At 68.4% G+C, this 13,308-nt stretch carries 17 protein-coding genes and 1 pseudogene; 10 read left to right on the forward strand and 8 right to left on the reverse strand.

Translation table 11 applies throughout. From position 1 onward, the window contains the following. Positions 1-3 precede the first annotated feature (3 nt). The 4 genes from BLV94_RS05640 to BLV94_RS05655 are packed head-to-tail and all read right to left on the reverse strand — an operon-like array spanning position 4 to position 3,421. Entirely contained in the window at positions 4-780 is a 777-nt protein-coding gene (locus tag BLV94_RS05640; protein ID WP_074933628.1) for a GvpL/GvpF family gas vesicle protein, read from the reverse strand. Further along, entirely contained in the window at positions 780-1,163 is a 384-nt protein-coding gene (gvpJ, locus tag BLV94_RS05645; RefSeq protein WP_072951758.1) for a gas vesicle protein GvpJ, read from the reverse strand. The genes BLV94_RS05640 and gvpJ overlap by 1 nt, the downstream gene beginning before the upstream one ends. Next, complete coding sequence (locus BLV94_RS05650) at positions 1,160-2,779, reverse strand: SRPBCC family protein (RefSeq protein WP_074933631.1); 1,620 nt, start codon at positions 2,777-2,779, stop codon at positions 1,160-1,162. Before BLV94_RS05650 ends, gvpJ begins: the two co-directional genes overlap by 4 nt. Before the next feature lie 6 nt (positions 2,780-2,785). Further along, positions 2,786-3,421, reverse strand: coding sequence for a hypothetical protein (locus BLV94_RS05655; RefSeq protein ID WP_074933633.1), 636 nt, complete (start codon positions 3,419-3,421; stop codon positions 2,786-2,788). A gap of 582 nt (positions 3,422-4,003) precedes the next feature. On the opposite strand from BLV94_RS05655, the gene BLV94_RS05660 reads away from it, so the two are divergent. Beyond that, positions 4,004-4,351, forward strand: a complete 348-nt coding sequence (locus tag BLV94_RS05660; RefSeq protein WP_072951720.1) for a hypothetical protein — start codon at positions 4,004-4,006, stop codon at positions 4,349-4,351. A gap of 320 nt (positions 4,352-4,671) precedes the next feature. Next, positions 4,672-4,983 (forward strand): hypothetical protein, encoded by a 312-nt coding sequence (locus BLV94_RS05665; RefSeq protein ID WP_072951727.1) that lies wholly within the window; start codon positions 4,672-4,674, stop codon positions 4,981-4,983. Positions 4,984-5,046: 63 nt separating this feature from the next. Here BLV94_RS05665 and BLV94_RS05670 read toward each other — a convergent pair whose 3' ends face one another. Next, positions 5,047-5,310 carry a hypothetical protein gene (locus BLV94_RS05670; protein WP_072951722.1) on the reverse strand — a complete coding sequence of 88 codons (264 nt, stop codon included), beginning with the start codon at positions 5,308-5,310 and terminating at the stop codon, positions 5,047-5,049. A 523-nt stretch (positions 5,311-5,833) separates the two neighbouring features. Here BLV94_RS05670 and BLV94_RS05675 point away from each other — a divergent pair. Then, positions 5,834-6,088 (forward strand): hypothetical protein, encoded by a 255-nt coding sequence (locus BLV94_RS05675; RefSeq protein WP_244163490.1) that lies wholly within the window; start codon positions 5,834-5,836, stop codon positions 6,086-6,088. A 231-nt stretch (positions 6,089-6,319) separates the two neighbouring features. On the opposite strand, the gene BLV94_RS49320 is transcribed toward BLV94_RS05675, so the two are convergent. Then, positions 6,320-6,472, reverse strand: coding sequence for a hypothetical protein (locus BLV94_RS49320; protein WP_167372109.1), 153 nt, complete (start codon positions 6,470-6,472; stop codon positions 6,320-6,322). Positions 6,473-6,852: 380 nt separating this feature from the next. On the opposite strand from BLV94_RS49320, the gene BLV94_RS50490 reads away from it, so the two are divergent. Beyond that, positions 6,853-7,170: a hypothetical protein gene (locus BLV94_RS50490; protein WP_072951724.1), complete on the forward strand. Its 318-nt coding sequence runs from the start codon at positions 6,853-6,855 to the stop codon at positions 7,168-7,170. 281 nt (positions 7,171-7,451) lie between these two features. Here BLV94_RS50490 and BLV94_RS05685 read toward each other — a convergent pair whose 3' ends face one another. Next, the gene (locus BLV94_RS05685) at positions 7,452-9,053 is read right to left on the reverse strand and encodes an IS1182 family transposase (RefSeq protein ID WP_072943151.1); all 1,602 of its coding nucleotides are present in this window, start codon (positions 9,051-9,053) and stop codon (positions 7,452-7,454) included. Between the two features lie 84 nt (positions 9,054-9,137). After that, positions 9,138-9,473, reverse strand: a pseudogene (locus BLV94_RS05690) (MerR family transcriptional regulator); the annotation flags it as partial. A 127-nt stretch (positions 9,474-9,600) separates the two neighbouring features. Here BLV94_RS05690 and BLV94_RS05695 point away from each other — a divergent pair. The 6 genes from BLV94_RS05695 to BLV94_RS05715 all read left to right on the forward strand — a co-directional run bounded on the left by BLV94_RS05695 (position 9,601) and on the right by BLV94_RS05715 (position 13,212). Next, positions 9,601-10,020 (forward strand): Hsp20/alpha crystallin family protein, encoded by a 420-nt coding sequence (locus BLV94_RS05695; RefSeq protein ID WP_072949069.1) that lies wholly within the window; start codon positions 9,601-9,603, stop codon positions 10,018-10,020. Positions 10,021-10,049: 29 nt separating this feature from the next. Then, a complete protein-coding gene (locus BLV94_RS05700) occupies positions 10,050-10,397 on the forward strand; it encodes a hypothetical protein (protein WP_244163465.1) in 348 nt (115 codons plus the stop codon). A 596-nt stretch (positions 10,398-10,993) separates the two neighbouring features. Beyond that, positions 10,994-11,347, forward strand: a complete 354-nt coding sequence (locus BLV94_RS05705) for a J domain-containing protein (protein ID WP_072949062.1) — start codon at positions 10,994-10,996, stop codon at positions 11,345-11,347. A 285-nt stretch (positions 11,348-11,632) separates the two neighbouring features. Then, complete coding sequence (locus BLV94_RS05710; protein ID WP_072949063.1) at positions 11,633-12,139, forward strand: STAS domain-containing protein; 507 nt, start codon at positions 11,633-11,635, stop codon at positions 12,137-12,139. Between the two features lie 533 nt (positions 12,140-12,672). Beyond that, a complete protein-coding gene (locus BLV94_RS49325; RefSeq protein ID WP_167372108.1) occupies positions 12,673-12,837 on the forward strand; it encodes a hypothetical protein in 165 nt (54 codons plus the stop codon). 63 nt (positions 12,838-12,900) lie between these two features. Next, positions 12,901-13,212, forward strand: a complete 312-nt coding sequence (locus BLV94_RS05715) for a WhiB family transcriptional regulator (RefSeq protein WP_072949065.1) — start codon at positions 12,901-12,903, stop codon at positions 13,210-13,212. The last annotated feature ends 96 nt before the right edge of the window (positions 13,213-13,308 follow it).

The raw sequence follows: 13,308 nt of genomic DNA on the forward strand, positions 1-13,308 counted from the left end.
CCTTCAGCCCTGCCCCTCCGGCTTCGGGGCGACCACGAAGTCGTACGCCGCCTGCGGTCCGAGCAGGCGCATCTCCACCCGCCCGTCCCAGTCCTGGGCCAGCTCGCCGAGCACCCGTTCGAGCTCGTCCTGACGCTCGACGTCGGCGAGGATCGCCACCTGCACGGCCTCCTCCTCATGCGTGGGTTCGCGCACGTTCACCGAAGCGGCGAGGTCGTCGAGCGCCTCGACGACCCTGCGGGTGTCCCGTTCCCGCTTGGCGGCGATCGCGTTGCTCACCAGCTCCCCCAAGGCCATCCGTGCATCGCGACTGGCGTCCTCCGACTTGTCGCGGATCTCCTCACGCAGCGCCGCCGCCCGATCGTCCTCGTCGAGGATCTCCCGCAGGATCGCCTGCTCCACGTACCGGCCCTTCACGATGTACTGGGCCTTGCCCTCCAATTTCTCGAGAGCAGCACCGAACTCGCCCGCGTGCGCAGAGAGCAGTTCCTCCCGCACGGCGTCGGCGTCGCTGAGCACCGCACCGAACCGCAGGGGCAGCACCGGCGCCACCCCGGCCACCCCGTCCAGCAGGTCCGCATGCGCCCGCAGGTCCCCAGGTTTACCGAGCGCCCGGTCCACCGACAGCCCGCTCACCAGGGCGGCAATGTCACCCTGCGTGACCACCTCGACGGTGCCGTCCGCGACCCCGGTCGCATCGTCGGCGACCTCGACGCCGGCCGGGACGATGCCGTAGACATACACCCCGGTCGTCTGCTTCGTCTGCTCCGAGGTGGCCATCACCGGTCACCCCGCGTCGATTTGCGCGACACTCGTTCCCGCTCCGGTTCTTCCTCTTCCTCCCCACCCCCGAAAAGGCCGCCGAGCTTGTCCCCGGCCGATTCGAGCGCACCCTTCGTCTTGTGCTTGGCAGCGCCCTCGGTGGCGCCGGAGACGATCTCGGACAGCCCCTTCGGTTCGCTGCCGATCTCGAGCCGGTTCACCGCCTCCGCGAACCGCAGATAGGTGTCGACGCTCGCGACGACGACGCGGGCGTCGATGGTCAGCAGTTCGATGCCGACCAGCGAGACCCGCACGTACGCGTCGATCACGAGGCCCTTGTCGAGGATGGTGTCGATGACGTCGGCGAGACTACTCGAGCTCGGTCCACCTGCCGTGGTCATGCGCGTGCTCCCGTCCTCCGCCGCGGTGTTGCCTTCTTCGCGGCAGCCTTCTTCGCGGGGGCCTTCTTCGCAGGGGTCTTCTTCGCAGGGGTCTTCTTAGCTGCGGCCCTTTTCACGGGAGCCTTCTTCGCGGGGGCCTTCGCAGGGGTCTTCTTAGCTGCGGCCCTTTTCACGGGAGCCTTCTTCGCGGGGGCCTTCTTCGCGGGAGCCTTCTTCGCAGCGGCCTCTTGGGGACGACGCCGGCGCGGCTCGGGACGACGCCGACGCGGCTTGGGCTCCTCCTCAGGCTCTTCCTCCTCCGTCTCCTCCTCAGCGGTCTCGTCCTCGGGTTCTTCGTCCTCGTACTCGCCGGACTCGTCCTCCGGCTCCTCCTCCGGTTCTTCCTCCTCGTACTCGCCGGACTCGTCCTCCGGCTCCTCCTCCGGTTCTTCCTCCTCGTACTCGCCGGACTCGTCCTCCGGCTCCTGCTCCGGTTCTTCCTCCTCGTACTCGACGGACTCGTCCTCCGGCTCCTGCTCCGGTTCTTCCTCCTCGTACTCGCCGGACTCGTCCTCCGGCGCCTCCTCGGGTTCTTCGTCTTCGTACTCGCCGGACTCGTCCTCCGGCGCCTCCTCGGGTTCTTCGTCTTCGTATTCGCCGGACTCGTCCTCCGGCTCCTCCTCCGGTTCTTCCTCCTCGTATTCGCCGGACTCGTCTTGGTCCTGCGGCTCTTCGTCGTCGGCCGGTTCCTCGTTGTTGTCCTCGGATTCCTCGGGTTCGACGACTTTGCCGTCCCGAATTTCTCCGCGCCACCCCTCTACCTCGTCGGGATGGAGAACGGACTGGGTCATGACGTGACGCCCGAAGTGCTTCAACTCCAGTCGCGCTCGCCGACCCTGTGCCCGCCACAGGTTTCCGGTCCTCTCGAACAAGCCCTTCGGGTGATACTCGAGGATCAGAACGATGCGGGTGAGATCGGGGGTCACCTCGTGGAACGTCACCGCACCGTCGATGAAACCCTTGGCACCCTTCGACCGCCACACGATCCGCTCATCCGGGACCTGCTCGAGGATCGACGCTTCCCAGGTGCGATGCGACAGGAAGATCTGCGCTTTCCACTCGAGCTTTTCGTCCGCTTCCTGCTCGACCCGTTCGACCTTCTTCATGAACGACGGAAAGTCGGCGAACTGGGTCCACTGGTTATAGGCAAGTTGGACCGGGACACCGACATCGATCGTTTCGACGATATTGGTCAACTTGAGCTTCTTGCCCTTACCGCCACCGCCGCCGCCGGTGACCGCGTCCTTCACATCCGACGCCGTCTCCTTCACCTTGTCGGTCAGCCCGGAGAACAGCGACTTGCCGTCACCGTTGCCGTTGCCGTTGCCGTTGCCGTTGCCGTTGCCTTTGCCGGTGACCGCGGACAGCAGGCTGCCACCGCCGCCCTCGGCGTAGTCGGTCAGCCGGCCGGCCGCACCCTGCACCTTGTCGGACACGGTGGACATCGCCTTGTCGGTCACGGTGCCGAGCAGGCCCTGCGCCGCCTTCTGCAGGGGTGAGATCGATGCGGCCTCACCGGACGCACCGGAGACGTTCTTACGCAGCTTCTTCGCCGCGCTGTCAAGATTCGAGGTCATCACTGATCACTTCCGGGTGCGTCGTACGGGTATGGAATCGGTCGTCGCCTTCGCGCGTGTCCTGCGGGCTCGGGACAGCTCGTCCTCGTCCTCGTCGTCATCCTTCGACGGCGACCGCGACCGGGACCGGGTGGGCCGGGAACCACCGCCCGCGGAGGACCGGCGGCGCGGGGTCGGCCGCCTGCGGGCGCGGGGCGTCTGTTCGGAATCGTCGTCACCGGGCTCGTCGGCGCCCTCGTCCTCGTCGTCCTCGTACTCGTCGTCCTCGTACTCGTCGTCGGGTTCCTCGTCACGGGCCCGCTTCGACTTCCTCTTCCCGCCCGCTGCCTCGCCGAGGCCGCCGAGGAGGTTCTCACCCGACTGCAGCCGGGTGTTGAGCGAGTCGATGCGCTGGCTGGCCGCGGTCACCGCGGCCGCCTTCGCGGCATTCATCAATTCCTTGCGGACCGTCGCACCGAGCTTGGCGACCTCGGGGGAATCGGCGAGCAGCTTGCGGCCCTCGTTGAGAACACCCAGCGACCCGCCGGGAAACCGTCTGCTGGCTCCGAACCCGGCGAGCATCAGCGCCAGCTTCATCTTGTGCGTGCGGCCCAACATGTAACCGGCACCCACGGCCATGGCCATCTGGCCCTTGCTTGTCATCGCCCAACCCCTTCGTCGAGTGGATGTGGTGGTGCACCTCGGCGCCGACGTCGGTCTGTGAGCGGATCCTGCGCGGTGGGGGGCGCATTCCGCCGACTACCCCGCGGCGGGGCCACTCAATCGGCCGCCCACCGCAACACCGCAGTTCGGCCGCGAAACGACCCGACCGGTCGGTGGATCCTGCGGACGACGACTTCCACTAAGCACACCGAGGCCACCGAGCTGCCACGCATTCCGGGGGCCTGCGGGAATCCGGCGTAGCCCGCCCGGATCCGGGTACCCGCTCACTACGTTGTCCCGGGGCTCGCGCCAGACCCGCCGGGGCAGCCAGCCCCGGCTCGGTCGCCAACCCCTTCGGCCGCGGGGCGCCCAACGTCGCACGCGCCGAGGCCGAGTGTTCGCCCACCCCGCCCCGGCCGCGTGCGGCCCTCCCATAACCTCACGAACCACTGCCACACACACGTCGCTCCGGTCGTCGATGCCGCAGAGCTCGCCGTGGGCGGGTCCTCACACATGCCCGATGTGCCGGTGAGACCGAGGAAACCGTGTCGGCGCACCCGGCCGCGCCACTACCCTCTGACCATGGGAATCGGCGGCGAGGCGCGAGCGCTCGCCCGTTTTCAGTACCGGCTGATGCGGCTCCCGTTCGACCTCATCGATACCACCGTGATGCGGTTGATCTTCGATGACGGTGCCCTAAGCCGGTTGGTGTACCAGCGGGCGCTCATCGAGTGCGATCGGGCGGTGGCGTTTCTGCTCGACGACGACTCCGCGGCCGCGCACGCCGAGATGCTCCACCGGCGCAGCGCTACCGTCCGTTACGCCGCCGCTCGACAGCGGCGGCGGAACCTCGCCACCGACGCGGTGCTCGACGGTCACCGGGCCCGGTTCCGCGACCGGCAACACCGGCCCACCGTCGACCCCCAATGACCGATCCTGATTCGCGACGGGCACCGAGGCAGACAAACTATCGGAAATTTTATACCGTTGCGCAACAACGCATTTAGGGGACTGGTCGCAGCGTCCGCTTGCGTGCTCACGGCTGCAGTGCCGCCGAGGGCCGCGCCATGTTCGGGATGCTGTCGGTCCTGGCCGACTACATTCGGCCCATTCCGCCGTTTCACCTGCTGTTTATCGGGGCAATCGTGACATGTTCACAAGAACGGGTGCCCGAATCGGCGCCCAGCGTAGGGCAGTTTCGCTACCCGTTCGCTGCAAGAGTCGGGGACTCTCAGAACGAGGTGAGCATCATGAAGAAGAAGATCGCGGTCCGCACAGCCATCGCGTCGGCAGTCATCGCGCCCGCGATGATCTTCGCGGGCGGCACCGCCGCCGCGGTACCGGCACTGAGCGCCGGGGCATCCGGCGAGGTGGTGGTGACGGTACCCGCCGGCGAGAACTGGACCTGCTTCGGATTCGACTCGGGCTTCAACTTCAAGACCGGTGCGTTCGGACCCGGGGTTGCGGGCAAGCTCAGCGGTTTCGCGAAGGGAAACGCGACCGTATTCTGCTTCGGCGCCGCGGCGCCGTTCTTCTTCACCGGCAGCGTGGCGGTGACGTAACCCAACTCGGTCGGTCGCCGGAGGCACGGTCTCTGACTGGTTCGTCCACCGGCCAGGGCCGGCCTACCCGGCGGAGTCTGGCGTGCTCGGGTCGGCAGTGAGGTCGTCGGTGTCGGCGAAGACCAGGCGCCCGTCGTCGAGGGCGACCGCCCACCGGTGCACCGGAGCCCAGGCGTGCCCGCGCTCCTCGGTGTCGGTCAGCTCGGCGTAGTCCTCGATGATCCGACCGGTCTGCGCCGGTTCGGACCGCCGGCGCACCAGCATCCGCGCGCCCGCACCGAGTGGACCGGGTTCGGGTCTCGGACTGTGATCCTTCTTCTCGGGCATCGGTCTGCGCCTTCCGCTCGGCCTACCTCCGGATCGTAAGCACCTCTCCGACGAAACCTCATACGAGGCGCCTCCAGGGCCTAGCGACCGACAACGATCCGACCGGACTCCGGTGGTTGCGCCTTAGCCAACGGCGGTTCCCATTGCTCGCTCGGCGAGCACCAGCTCACTACCTTCCAGCGGACGGGGAACGCGGTCAGGCCCGGGCCCGACGCGAAGCGCTCGGGAGGAGCCTGAAACCCCGGCGCCCGGCGGAGTGCACGATGATGATGCGCATGCGGACGAAGTTTCACGACCAACTCGACGTCCTGACAGACCGATTGGCGCTGATGTGCCACTTGGCCGGTGAGGCCATAGGAGTTGCTACAGATGCCCTCGTCCAGGCCGACCTGTCGCTGGCGGAGCGGTGTTCGACCTCAATGAGCAAATCGAGGGGGCGCGGGGAGAACGCCCTGCCCGCGGTGCGGCCGGTGACCTTCGCCTGCCCGGACGGGCAGATCGTCATCCCGACCGGAGACAATCCGTGGCTCACCCGCTCGAGGGCACCGTCCTCGCCTTCGAAACCGGAAACATCACCGCGTCGACGCGCACGGGCTGGTCGGTGCTCACGATCGGCCGCGCCCGACTGTTCGCCGGCACGGACGGTCTCGACGGATTCGACGATCCCACCCGCTCCCCGTGGAGCGGGTCTGCCGACGATTGTTACCTCCTCATCGACATCGCCTCGCTCAGCGGCCACCGCACCACCCTGCTCCGCCCCACCGGTGACCACCGCTGACGACTTTGGGTGCCGGTTCACCGCAGGTGCAGGCTCCTGGCCTCTCGAAGACGACCCGTCAGGCCGTGACCGCGCCGATCGAGGCGCAGCCGGGACACAGGACACCGTCACCGATCTCCCACCCGTTCAACCGGGCCATCGCAGCGGCGAAGGACCGCTCTACCTCCCGCGACCGGTACACGTGATCGCAACGGCTGCAAGAGAAAACGGTGTGCGGCGGGCGCATGGTTCTCACATCGCCTCCCGTTCACCGAACAGTATCTGCTGCCACCAGTTCGCCAGCGGGCTCGGCTCCGGCCAGCGCACCGATTCACCCAGCACCAGCGGGGCCTCGACCGTGGGATCACCGAACTGTTGCTGCTGATGTCGATCGTCGTGGCGCACAGCAGCACACCTCCCCTCGACTCCGGCACCCGTCACCCGACGAGCGCAGTCACTGTGCACACCAGAAATTAGCACTCGACCCTCCCCAGCGCCATCATTGCCATCCAGTTGCGCATGCATGCGGAAATTGATAAGCAATGATTGCGAGTGCTCATGTCGATGGCACCCCACGCGCTCTCGAATCGGGCTTTGCTGGCGCAGAGACGTTTTGCTCTGTCTCCTCGACGCGAGATTCCGGCCCGGTTTCGAGATTTGCGATGGCTGGAAAATAACCCAGATACGTATTCGCGGCGTCGCCCGCAGACTCGCCGAGCTCCCGTCTCGCCCGGCCGCCGCCGTGTCGACAGAGTCGCCGTTCCCCGGTCCGATGAAGGAGGATCATGACCACCGCCGCCCGTCCGTTCGCCTCCGAACCCGCGCGCAATTCCTCCCCCACTGCTCCCACCCCGCGCCTCGGGACGTGCCTGTCCGATGCGGCGATCATGTTCGGTGCCCTGTCCATCGTGATGTTCTGGATGTTCGGGTTCGGCATCATCCTCGGTGGGGCCGCCCTCGTCACCGGCGCATTGAGCCTCCGGCGCCCGGACGTCACCGACGACAAATCCACATCCCTGGAAGTGCTTCTCGGCGTGCTCGCCGGAGTGTTCGGCATCGCGGCAGGTCTGATTTTTCTGGTCTGCGCGCTACCCCATTTCTGACAACTCACGCGTGTGCGCGCACAAGGACGTCGCCGTCCGACCGGCGCCGTAGAGACCATGATTCACCAGTCGAACGGTCGGGGATCGCTCACTCGACGAGGCCTAGGAGGCCGCTGAACAAGACGGTTCTCGGGGGACCCGGCGACAGGCGGAATTCTCGAGGGCGTGCGCATGTGAACGCCGGATCGTGGTTGTGTAGGGCTCGCCGGACCGTGACAGGCGGGTAGCGGTGGTCGGTGGGGCCGGTGATGTCGTCGGTAGGCACCGGTGGGACCGCCGTTTCAGGTGGTCTGCGGTGTCAGGGCCCAGATTCCTGCGGTTCGGACGAGGCCGCGGCCGACGAGGGTGCGCAGGTTGAGCCCGGCGGTGCGGCGGGTGAGCCAGGCGTGGTTCTTCTCGGTGCCCCGGTAGCGGAGTTTGAGGCGGCGGCCGCCGCGGCTGGCGATGTGGGAGACCACGCGTTCCACGTTGGGTCGGTTCTGCCGGTACTTCTCCCGCAGTTCGGGTTTCGCGGCCCAGTCGGCGCGGGCCCGGCGGAGCAGAGCATCGCGTTCGTGCAGATCGAGGGTGCGACCGGATTTGGAGGTGGTGCAGCGCGCGGAGAGCGGGCAGTCGCGGCAGAGCGCGCCGAAGATCACGTGGCGGGCCTTGGTGATCGGGCGGGTGTTGCCGGCCGGGCAGGTCACCGTCCCCGCCGGCTCGTCGACGGTGAAGTCGTCGACAGTGAATCCGCCCTCCACCGCGGCGTGCAGCGGCTTGGGCTTGATCACCGCGTCGTGCCCGGCGTCGTGCATCGCACCGCGCAGATACCCTGTGCCGTAGGCGGAATCGCCGTACCACTCTCGTGCGCCGGCCCCATCCGCACCGGCCTCGGCGTCCGCGGCCAGGAATTTCTCGGCGACACCCGGATCGGAGTTCTCCGTCCCGGTGGCCTTGGTGAGTGCCTCGTCGGTGATGATCCCGGTCTCCGGTTCGGCCGCCACATGCGCCCGATACCCGTCTCGGCGGGCCTCGGGTGACTTGCGGGTGTGCCGCGCTTCGGGGTCCACCGTGGAGATCACCCGATCGGGGGCGACCCTGCGGGCGATGCGCCACCGCCCATCGGTGCCGTCGGACCCCTCGGCGGGCTCGACATCCTGCCCGGCAACCAACGCCAGCAGCGCCAACGCCGCCCGCGCCGGCTCGTCCCACTCGTCGTCATCGACGCCGGAGTATGCCTCGAGCAGCGCATTCGCGTCGTTGACCAGCGCCGAGACCAGGGTCTCCTTCGCACCGGGCTCGTCCCAGTCGATCACCGGTTTACCCGGAACGTCGTAGTCGTGTCCGGTGCACACCGCCGCGATCTGCTCGGCGGCGCCGGGCACCACCCGGCCGACCCGGCGGATCGCCGAGATCAGCTGGGTGATGGTGTCCTGGGTGGCGACCGCGTCCGCGAGGATCGTCGAATCCACCGCGCGTTTGCGGCGGCCCCGCAGGATGCCGGTCTCTTCGACGACCCGCCGCACCGCGTCGTTGATCCGGTGCGGCCGGGTGGACTTGGCCAGCCGCTTACGCCAGTACACCAGTGTGGAAGGGTCGAAACCTTTGTGGTCCAATGCCATCCCCGTCGCGACCTTCCACCGTAGGTCGCATCGGGCGGCTTCGGCGGTCTCCCGGTCGGACAGGTCGTGCAGGGTCTGCAGCACCAGGATCGAGGCCATCACCGACGCCGGGATCGAGGGGCGCCCCCGCCCCGAGGGGAACAGGTCCTCGAACTCCTCGTCGGAGAACACGTCATGGCGGTGGGCGGCGAGGAACGCGAACATGCCGCCCTCCGGTACCAGGTGACCGACCAGCGCCTGCGCGTCCAGAAGTTCCCGATCCTCCCGCTCCACACCCTGCATTAACCTATTTTCCCAGTTCAGGACGATAAACCCGGTAGGCGCGCCGATAATTCAGCAGCCTCCTAGCGCGGCCCGTCACGGCGGCGGTGGTCGTTGCGCGCGCAGCTGGGCGTTGTCGGTTTCCAGACGGGCGTTGTCGGCTTCGAGTTCCCCGGTACGGCGCTCGAGGTCGAGGACGTGGCCGATACCGACCAGGTTGACGCCGGCGTCGATGAGTTCGGCGATCCGCCGGAGCCGGACCAGGTCGTCGTCGCTGTAGCGACGGGTACCACCCCCGGTGCGGGCCGGAGTGAGCAGCCCGTACTCCTCGTACAACCGCAGCGCCGCGATCCCGAATCCGGACAGTTCGGCGGCCACCGAGATGCCGTACACCCCGCGCCGGGAGCGGATCTCGGTGTCGCGCTCGGATTCTGGGGTCATGCCGTGCTCCGATCGGAAAATATCTCGCCCACACTCTTGCCATAGTCTACGACAGATGCTATACCAAATCTACAGCATCTGCTGGAGCTTAATTGTTGAGATGAGAGGGTTTCTGGAGGTGGAGACGATGTTGATGCGCACCGATCCGTTCCGCGACCTCGACCGTCTGACGCAGCAGATCCTCGGCACCGCGGCGCGGCCGGCGGTGATGCCGATGGACGCCTGGCGCGAGGATGACCGGTTCGTGGTGGAGTTCGACCTGCCCGGCGTGCAGGTGGAATCGATTGATCTGGACGTCGAACGCGACACCGTGACCGTGCGGGCGCAGCGGCCCGGACTCGACGACAAGCAGGAGATGGTGGCCTCCGAGCGTCCGCGTGGGGTGTTCAGCCGGCAGCTGTTCCTCGGCGAGAACCTCGATGCGGACAAGATCGAGGCGTCCTACGACGCCGGGGTGCTGCGGTTGACGATCCCGATCGCGGAGAAGGCCAAGCCCCGCAAGATCGAGATCAGCAACCATTCCGAGCGCAGGGCCGTCACCGCCTGACCCACACCGTGACAGCCCTCCAGGAGGGGGTGAACGTCGATGACCTCGGCGATCATGGTCACCGCAGCACCCGGCACCGGCTCACCGGAGCGCCTCGCACGCGCGGCGGTGCGGCCGTGGCACGAGCTCGACTACGAGTTGTCGTCGCCGATTCGGACCGCATCCTCGCCGACGCGCTCACCCCGCAGGCCGCGATCCTGCTCGCGGCGATGGCCACCGCACGGTCCGGCCCGTGGCACCCACCGCGTCCCCGGTGGTCGGGGTGGCCGGTGACCGCTCCCCCGGCCCCGCAGATCCGGGCCACCCAGCGCTCACCACCGGGCGATACGAGCCCACCGGGGCGGTGGCTGGGATGCGAACTCGAACACCCGCGGTGAGACGCCGGGATCGAGAACAACACCGGAAACGATCGCGACGAAGAAGAAAGGGGGTGAGAAAGCACCACAGCGAAATGCACGTGTGCGTACCCGCAACGAGATGCACGAAAGGGGTTCGACCGCCGCCGCGCCTCCGTCACCTGTCCACTGCGCGGACACGGCACGGCGAACCCCTGGTACACAGCACCGATCCGGGGCCGCCGACCCACCGACGAGACACACCGGCGCCACCACACCACAGCGATGGTGTTCGGGCGCAACGCCATTGACTATGGCACCCTTTTCGAATTCGACGTCGTCCGCCCCGGATCCGGCCACCCGCCACGCACACGAAAAACCACACCCGCGTCGAACCACCGCACGCGGGGAACCGGCAGAGTTAAGCAGTGCCGCAGGCGGGCTCGCGGTGCGGACGAAGCCGACGCACCCGGTGACCCGGACGCGTACCCGAACGGGCGGCCGGGGCCGCCGCAACGCACGCGGTCTTGCGGCGCGAAACGACAAGGTCGTGTCGAACACTGCGGGCGCGGTCACCACGCGTCGGAGCGCGGAGACCACACGGATGCGGGGGCGAAGCGGGACGAGGAAGTGTGACGATGAGCGTCGACCGAGATCCGTACCGGGTGCTGGGAGTGACCCCTGCGGCCTCTCAGTCCGAGATCGCCCGCGCCTACCGACGTCTGCTCCGCCGACACCACCCCGACACCCGCGGACCGGGGCCCGCCGACCCCGGTGCTGACGAACACCTGCAACAAATCCTCGCCGCCTACACCCTGCTGCGCGACCCGGTCCGCGCCCGCGACCACACCGCCCCCCGGGGCGCCGAGCCCGACCGGCAGCAGAGGCGTGCTCCGCCACCCCGGATTCGCGTGCGGATCGTGCCGCGTCCCGCGGCCCGCCGCGTGTTCGGCGTCACCGTGCGGATCGGCCCGGTGCACTGGCACCACTGACCGGGCGCGACCCCCAGGTATGTCCTCGTCGGAGAGCGTCCGCGCGAGAAGGGCAGGCATCCCGCCGAGCCGCGACGCGGCCGGGTGAGGTGGGTGTGGGCGCCACACCGGCGGGTGCTGTGCCGATGCTGGGGTTTCATTCCGGCTGCAGCCCGATTACCGTCGTCGTCACAGGTTAAGACAGCAGCCGCCGAACTTCATCCACTGCGGCCGCTGTGCGTGCACCGACCCCCGCCCCCACCGGCAGGGTGCCCGCTCCCCGACCGCCCCCACCCGGGAGCGACCATGACCTACCTGCGATCGGTCATCGAAAGCCCACAACGCCTACGCCTGTCCCTGTCCGAGACCGCCGGCTGGGACCGAGCCGGCACCGACCACTGCCCTTTCACCCTCAAGATCGACGAACCCACCGGCGGTCCGATCGTGCTGCGCCTGAGCGGCGACGTCGACGCGGTCACCGCCCCGATACTCACCGCCTGCCTCGACGAAGTCGTGCTGCACGGCCGCAGCGCCGTCGTCGACCTGCTCGGCACCAGCTTCGTCGGATCCGCGGCCCTGTCCGTACTCGCCGAGGCCGGCCCCCGGATCCGCGAGCAACGCGGCCACCTGACCGTCGCCGCACCTCACCCTCTGCGCCGCATCATCGCACGGGTCGGTATGGACACGGTGCCCACCTTCGACAGCCTCGCGCACGCCTTCACCGCCGCCCACGGCGGGCCCCAGTTGGCCGGCGGGCAGCCGCCGGACCCGACGACCGACCTCCCGTCCACGCCGCGGCGACAGACCCGGTGACCGTGCCATCGCCGACCGTGCCCGCCGACCGAGGACCTCCCGTCACCGACAGGCTGAGCGCCCGCTCTCCCGCCGTCCCCCCGAAACCGTCGCCGCGGGCATGTGACGCCGACTACTCCTTTCCGATTTCATCCAGACGTCAATCAGACCCTCGCTACCCTAGGCATAACACCTCGTCAGACCCATAGTTCGGTCAACGACGAGGGTGTGGAGGCACCCCCGAGACCGCCGCCTCCGTCGTGTCCCTCGATGTCGAGCCCAGGCATCAGCACCCCACCCCGAGCGCGTGGGGCGCACCGGCCGCCGATACCCCTGATCGGTACCGCCCGTACTCACCCGCGCCCGCTCGCCGCAGCGAAACCCGTCAATCGTGCGACAGGACGAGGGGTCCTGTCGCACAACATCATCGGGTCCGCGACCGGTGTCCACCCCTGACCCGCGCACCCTCGTCCACGCGCACCGCCCCGCTCCGCTTCCCCGCGCCCGCCACCATCCCGCATCGCCCATCCGCCGCCCCACCGGAAGAACACACCATGCCCCTCCCCGCCCACCCCCGCAACGAAGCACCCGGCGACGCGATGAATACCGCCACCATCAAAGCCCACCTCGCGGCCATGTTCGCCGAACACGACACCCCACCCCGTCCGGAGCACGACGGACCCGAACCCTGCGGCACCCCCTCCGAACGGGCGTACTGACACCACGCACCACCTTCCCACCCCTTTCCTCGCTGTCACCCACCCCGGTACCGGAAGAAGTGCATGAACACCCCCGAACACCTTCGCCCACACCCGCACACCCAGTCGGACTGGCAGCACCACGGAGCCTGCCGCGGCACCGAGACGACCGTGTTCTACTCCCCCGAGGGCGAACGCACCGGAGCCCGCGCCCGACGAGAACGGGCGGCGAAGCAGATCTGCCAGCAGTGTCCAGTGCTCACCGCATGCCGCGACCACGCCCTCACCACCGGCGAGTCCCACGGCATCTGGGGCGGACTGACCGAACGAGACCGCACCCGCCACCACCGCCGCACCCGCACACCCCACCGCCGCCCCGGACCCGAACCGCGGTGACCCCCACCCGCCGCCCTCGACCTCACCATCGGTGTGATCGCTGTCAACGGACACAAGGAAGCCCGGGCCGGCACCGACACCGTCTTCGAGGTGGCG

Source organism: Rhodococcus koreensis, from assembly GCF_900105905.1.
GTDB lineage: Bacteria > Actinomycetota > Actinomycetes > Mycobacteriales > Mycobacteriaceae > Rhodococcus_F > Rhodococcus_F koreensis.

Coding starts and splice junctions, on each gene's coding strand:
- BLV94_RS05640 (WP_074933628.1), bottom strand. CDS start 780: ATGGCCACCTCGGAGCAGACGAAGCAGACGACCGGGGTGTATGTCTAC.
- gvpJ (WP_072951758.1), bottom strand. CDS start 1,163: ATGACCACGGCAGGTGGACCGAGCTCGAGTAGTCTCGCCGACGTCATC.
- BLV94_RS05650 (WP_074933631.1), bottom strand. CDS start 2,779: ATGACCTCGAATCTTGACAGCGCGGCGAAGAAGCTGCGTAAGAACGTC.
- BLV94_RS05655 (WP_074933633.1), bottom strand. CDS start 3,421: ATGACAAGCAAGGGCCAGATGGCCATGGCCGTGGGTGCCGGTTACATG.
- BLV94_RS05660 (WP_072951720.1), top strand. CDS start 4,004: ATGGGAATCGGCGGCGAGGCGCGAGCGCTCGCCCGTTTTCAGTACCGG.
- BLV94_RS05665 (WP_072951727.1), top strand. CDS start 4,672: ATGAAGAAGAAGATCGCGGTCCGCACAGCCATCGCGTCGGCAGTCATC.
- BLV94_RS05670 (WP_072951722.1), bottom strand. CDS start 5,310: ATGCCCGAGAAGAAGGATCACAGTCCGAGACCCGAACCCGGTCCACTC.
- BLV94_RS50490 (WP_072951724.1), top strand. CDS start 6,853: ATGACCACCGCCGCCCGTCCGTTCGCCTCCGAACCCGCGCGCAATTCC.
- BLV94_RS05685 (WP_072943151.1), bottom strand. CDS start 9,053: ATGCAGGGTGTGGAGCGGGAGGATCGGGAACTTCTGGACGCGCAGGCG.
- BLV94_RS05695 (WP_072949069.1), top strand. CDS start 9,601: ATGTTGATGCGCACCGATCCGTTCCGCGACCTCGACCGTCTGACGCAG.
- BLV94_RS05705 (WP_072949062.1), top strand. CDS start 10,994: ATGAGCGTCGACCGAGATCCGTACCGGGTGCTGGGAGTGACCCCTGCG.
- BLV94_RS05710 (WP_072949063.1), top strand. CDS start 11,633: ATGACCTACCTGCGATCGGTCATCGAAAGCCCACAACGCCTACGCCTG.
- BLV94_RS49325 (WP_167372108.1), top strand. CDS start 12,673: ATGCCCCTCCCCGCCCACCCCCGCAACGAAGCACCCGGCGACGCGATG.
- BLV94_RS05715 (WP_072949065.1), top strand. CDS start 12,901: ATGAACACCCCCGAACACCTTCGCCCACACCCGCACACCCAGTCGGAC.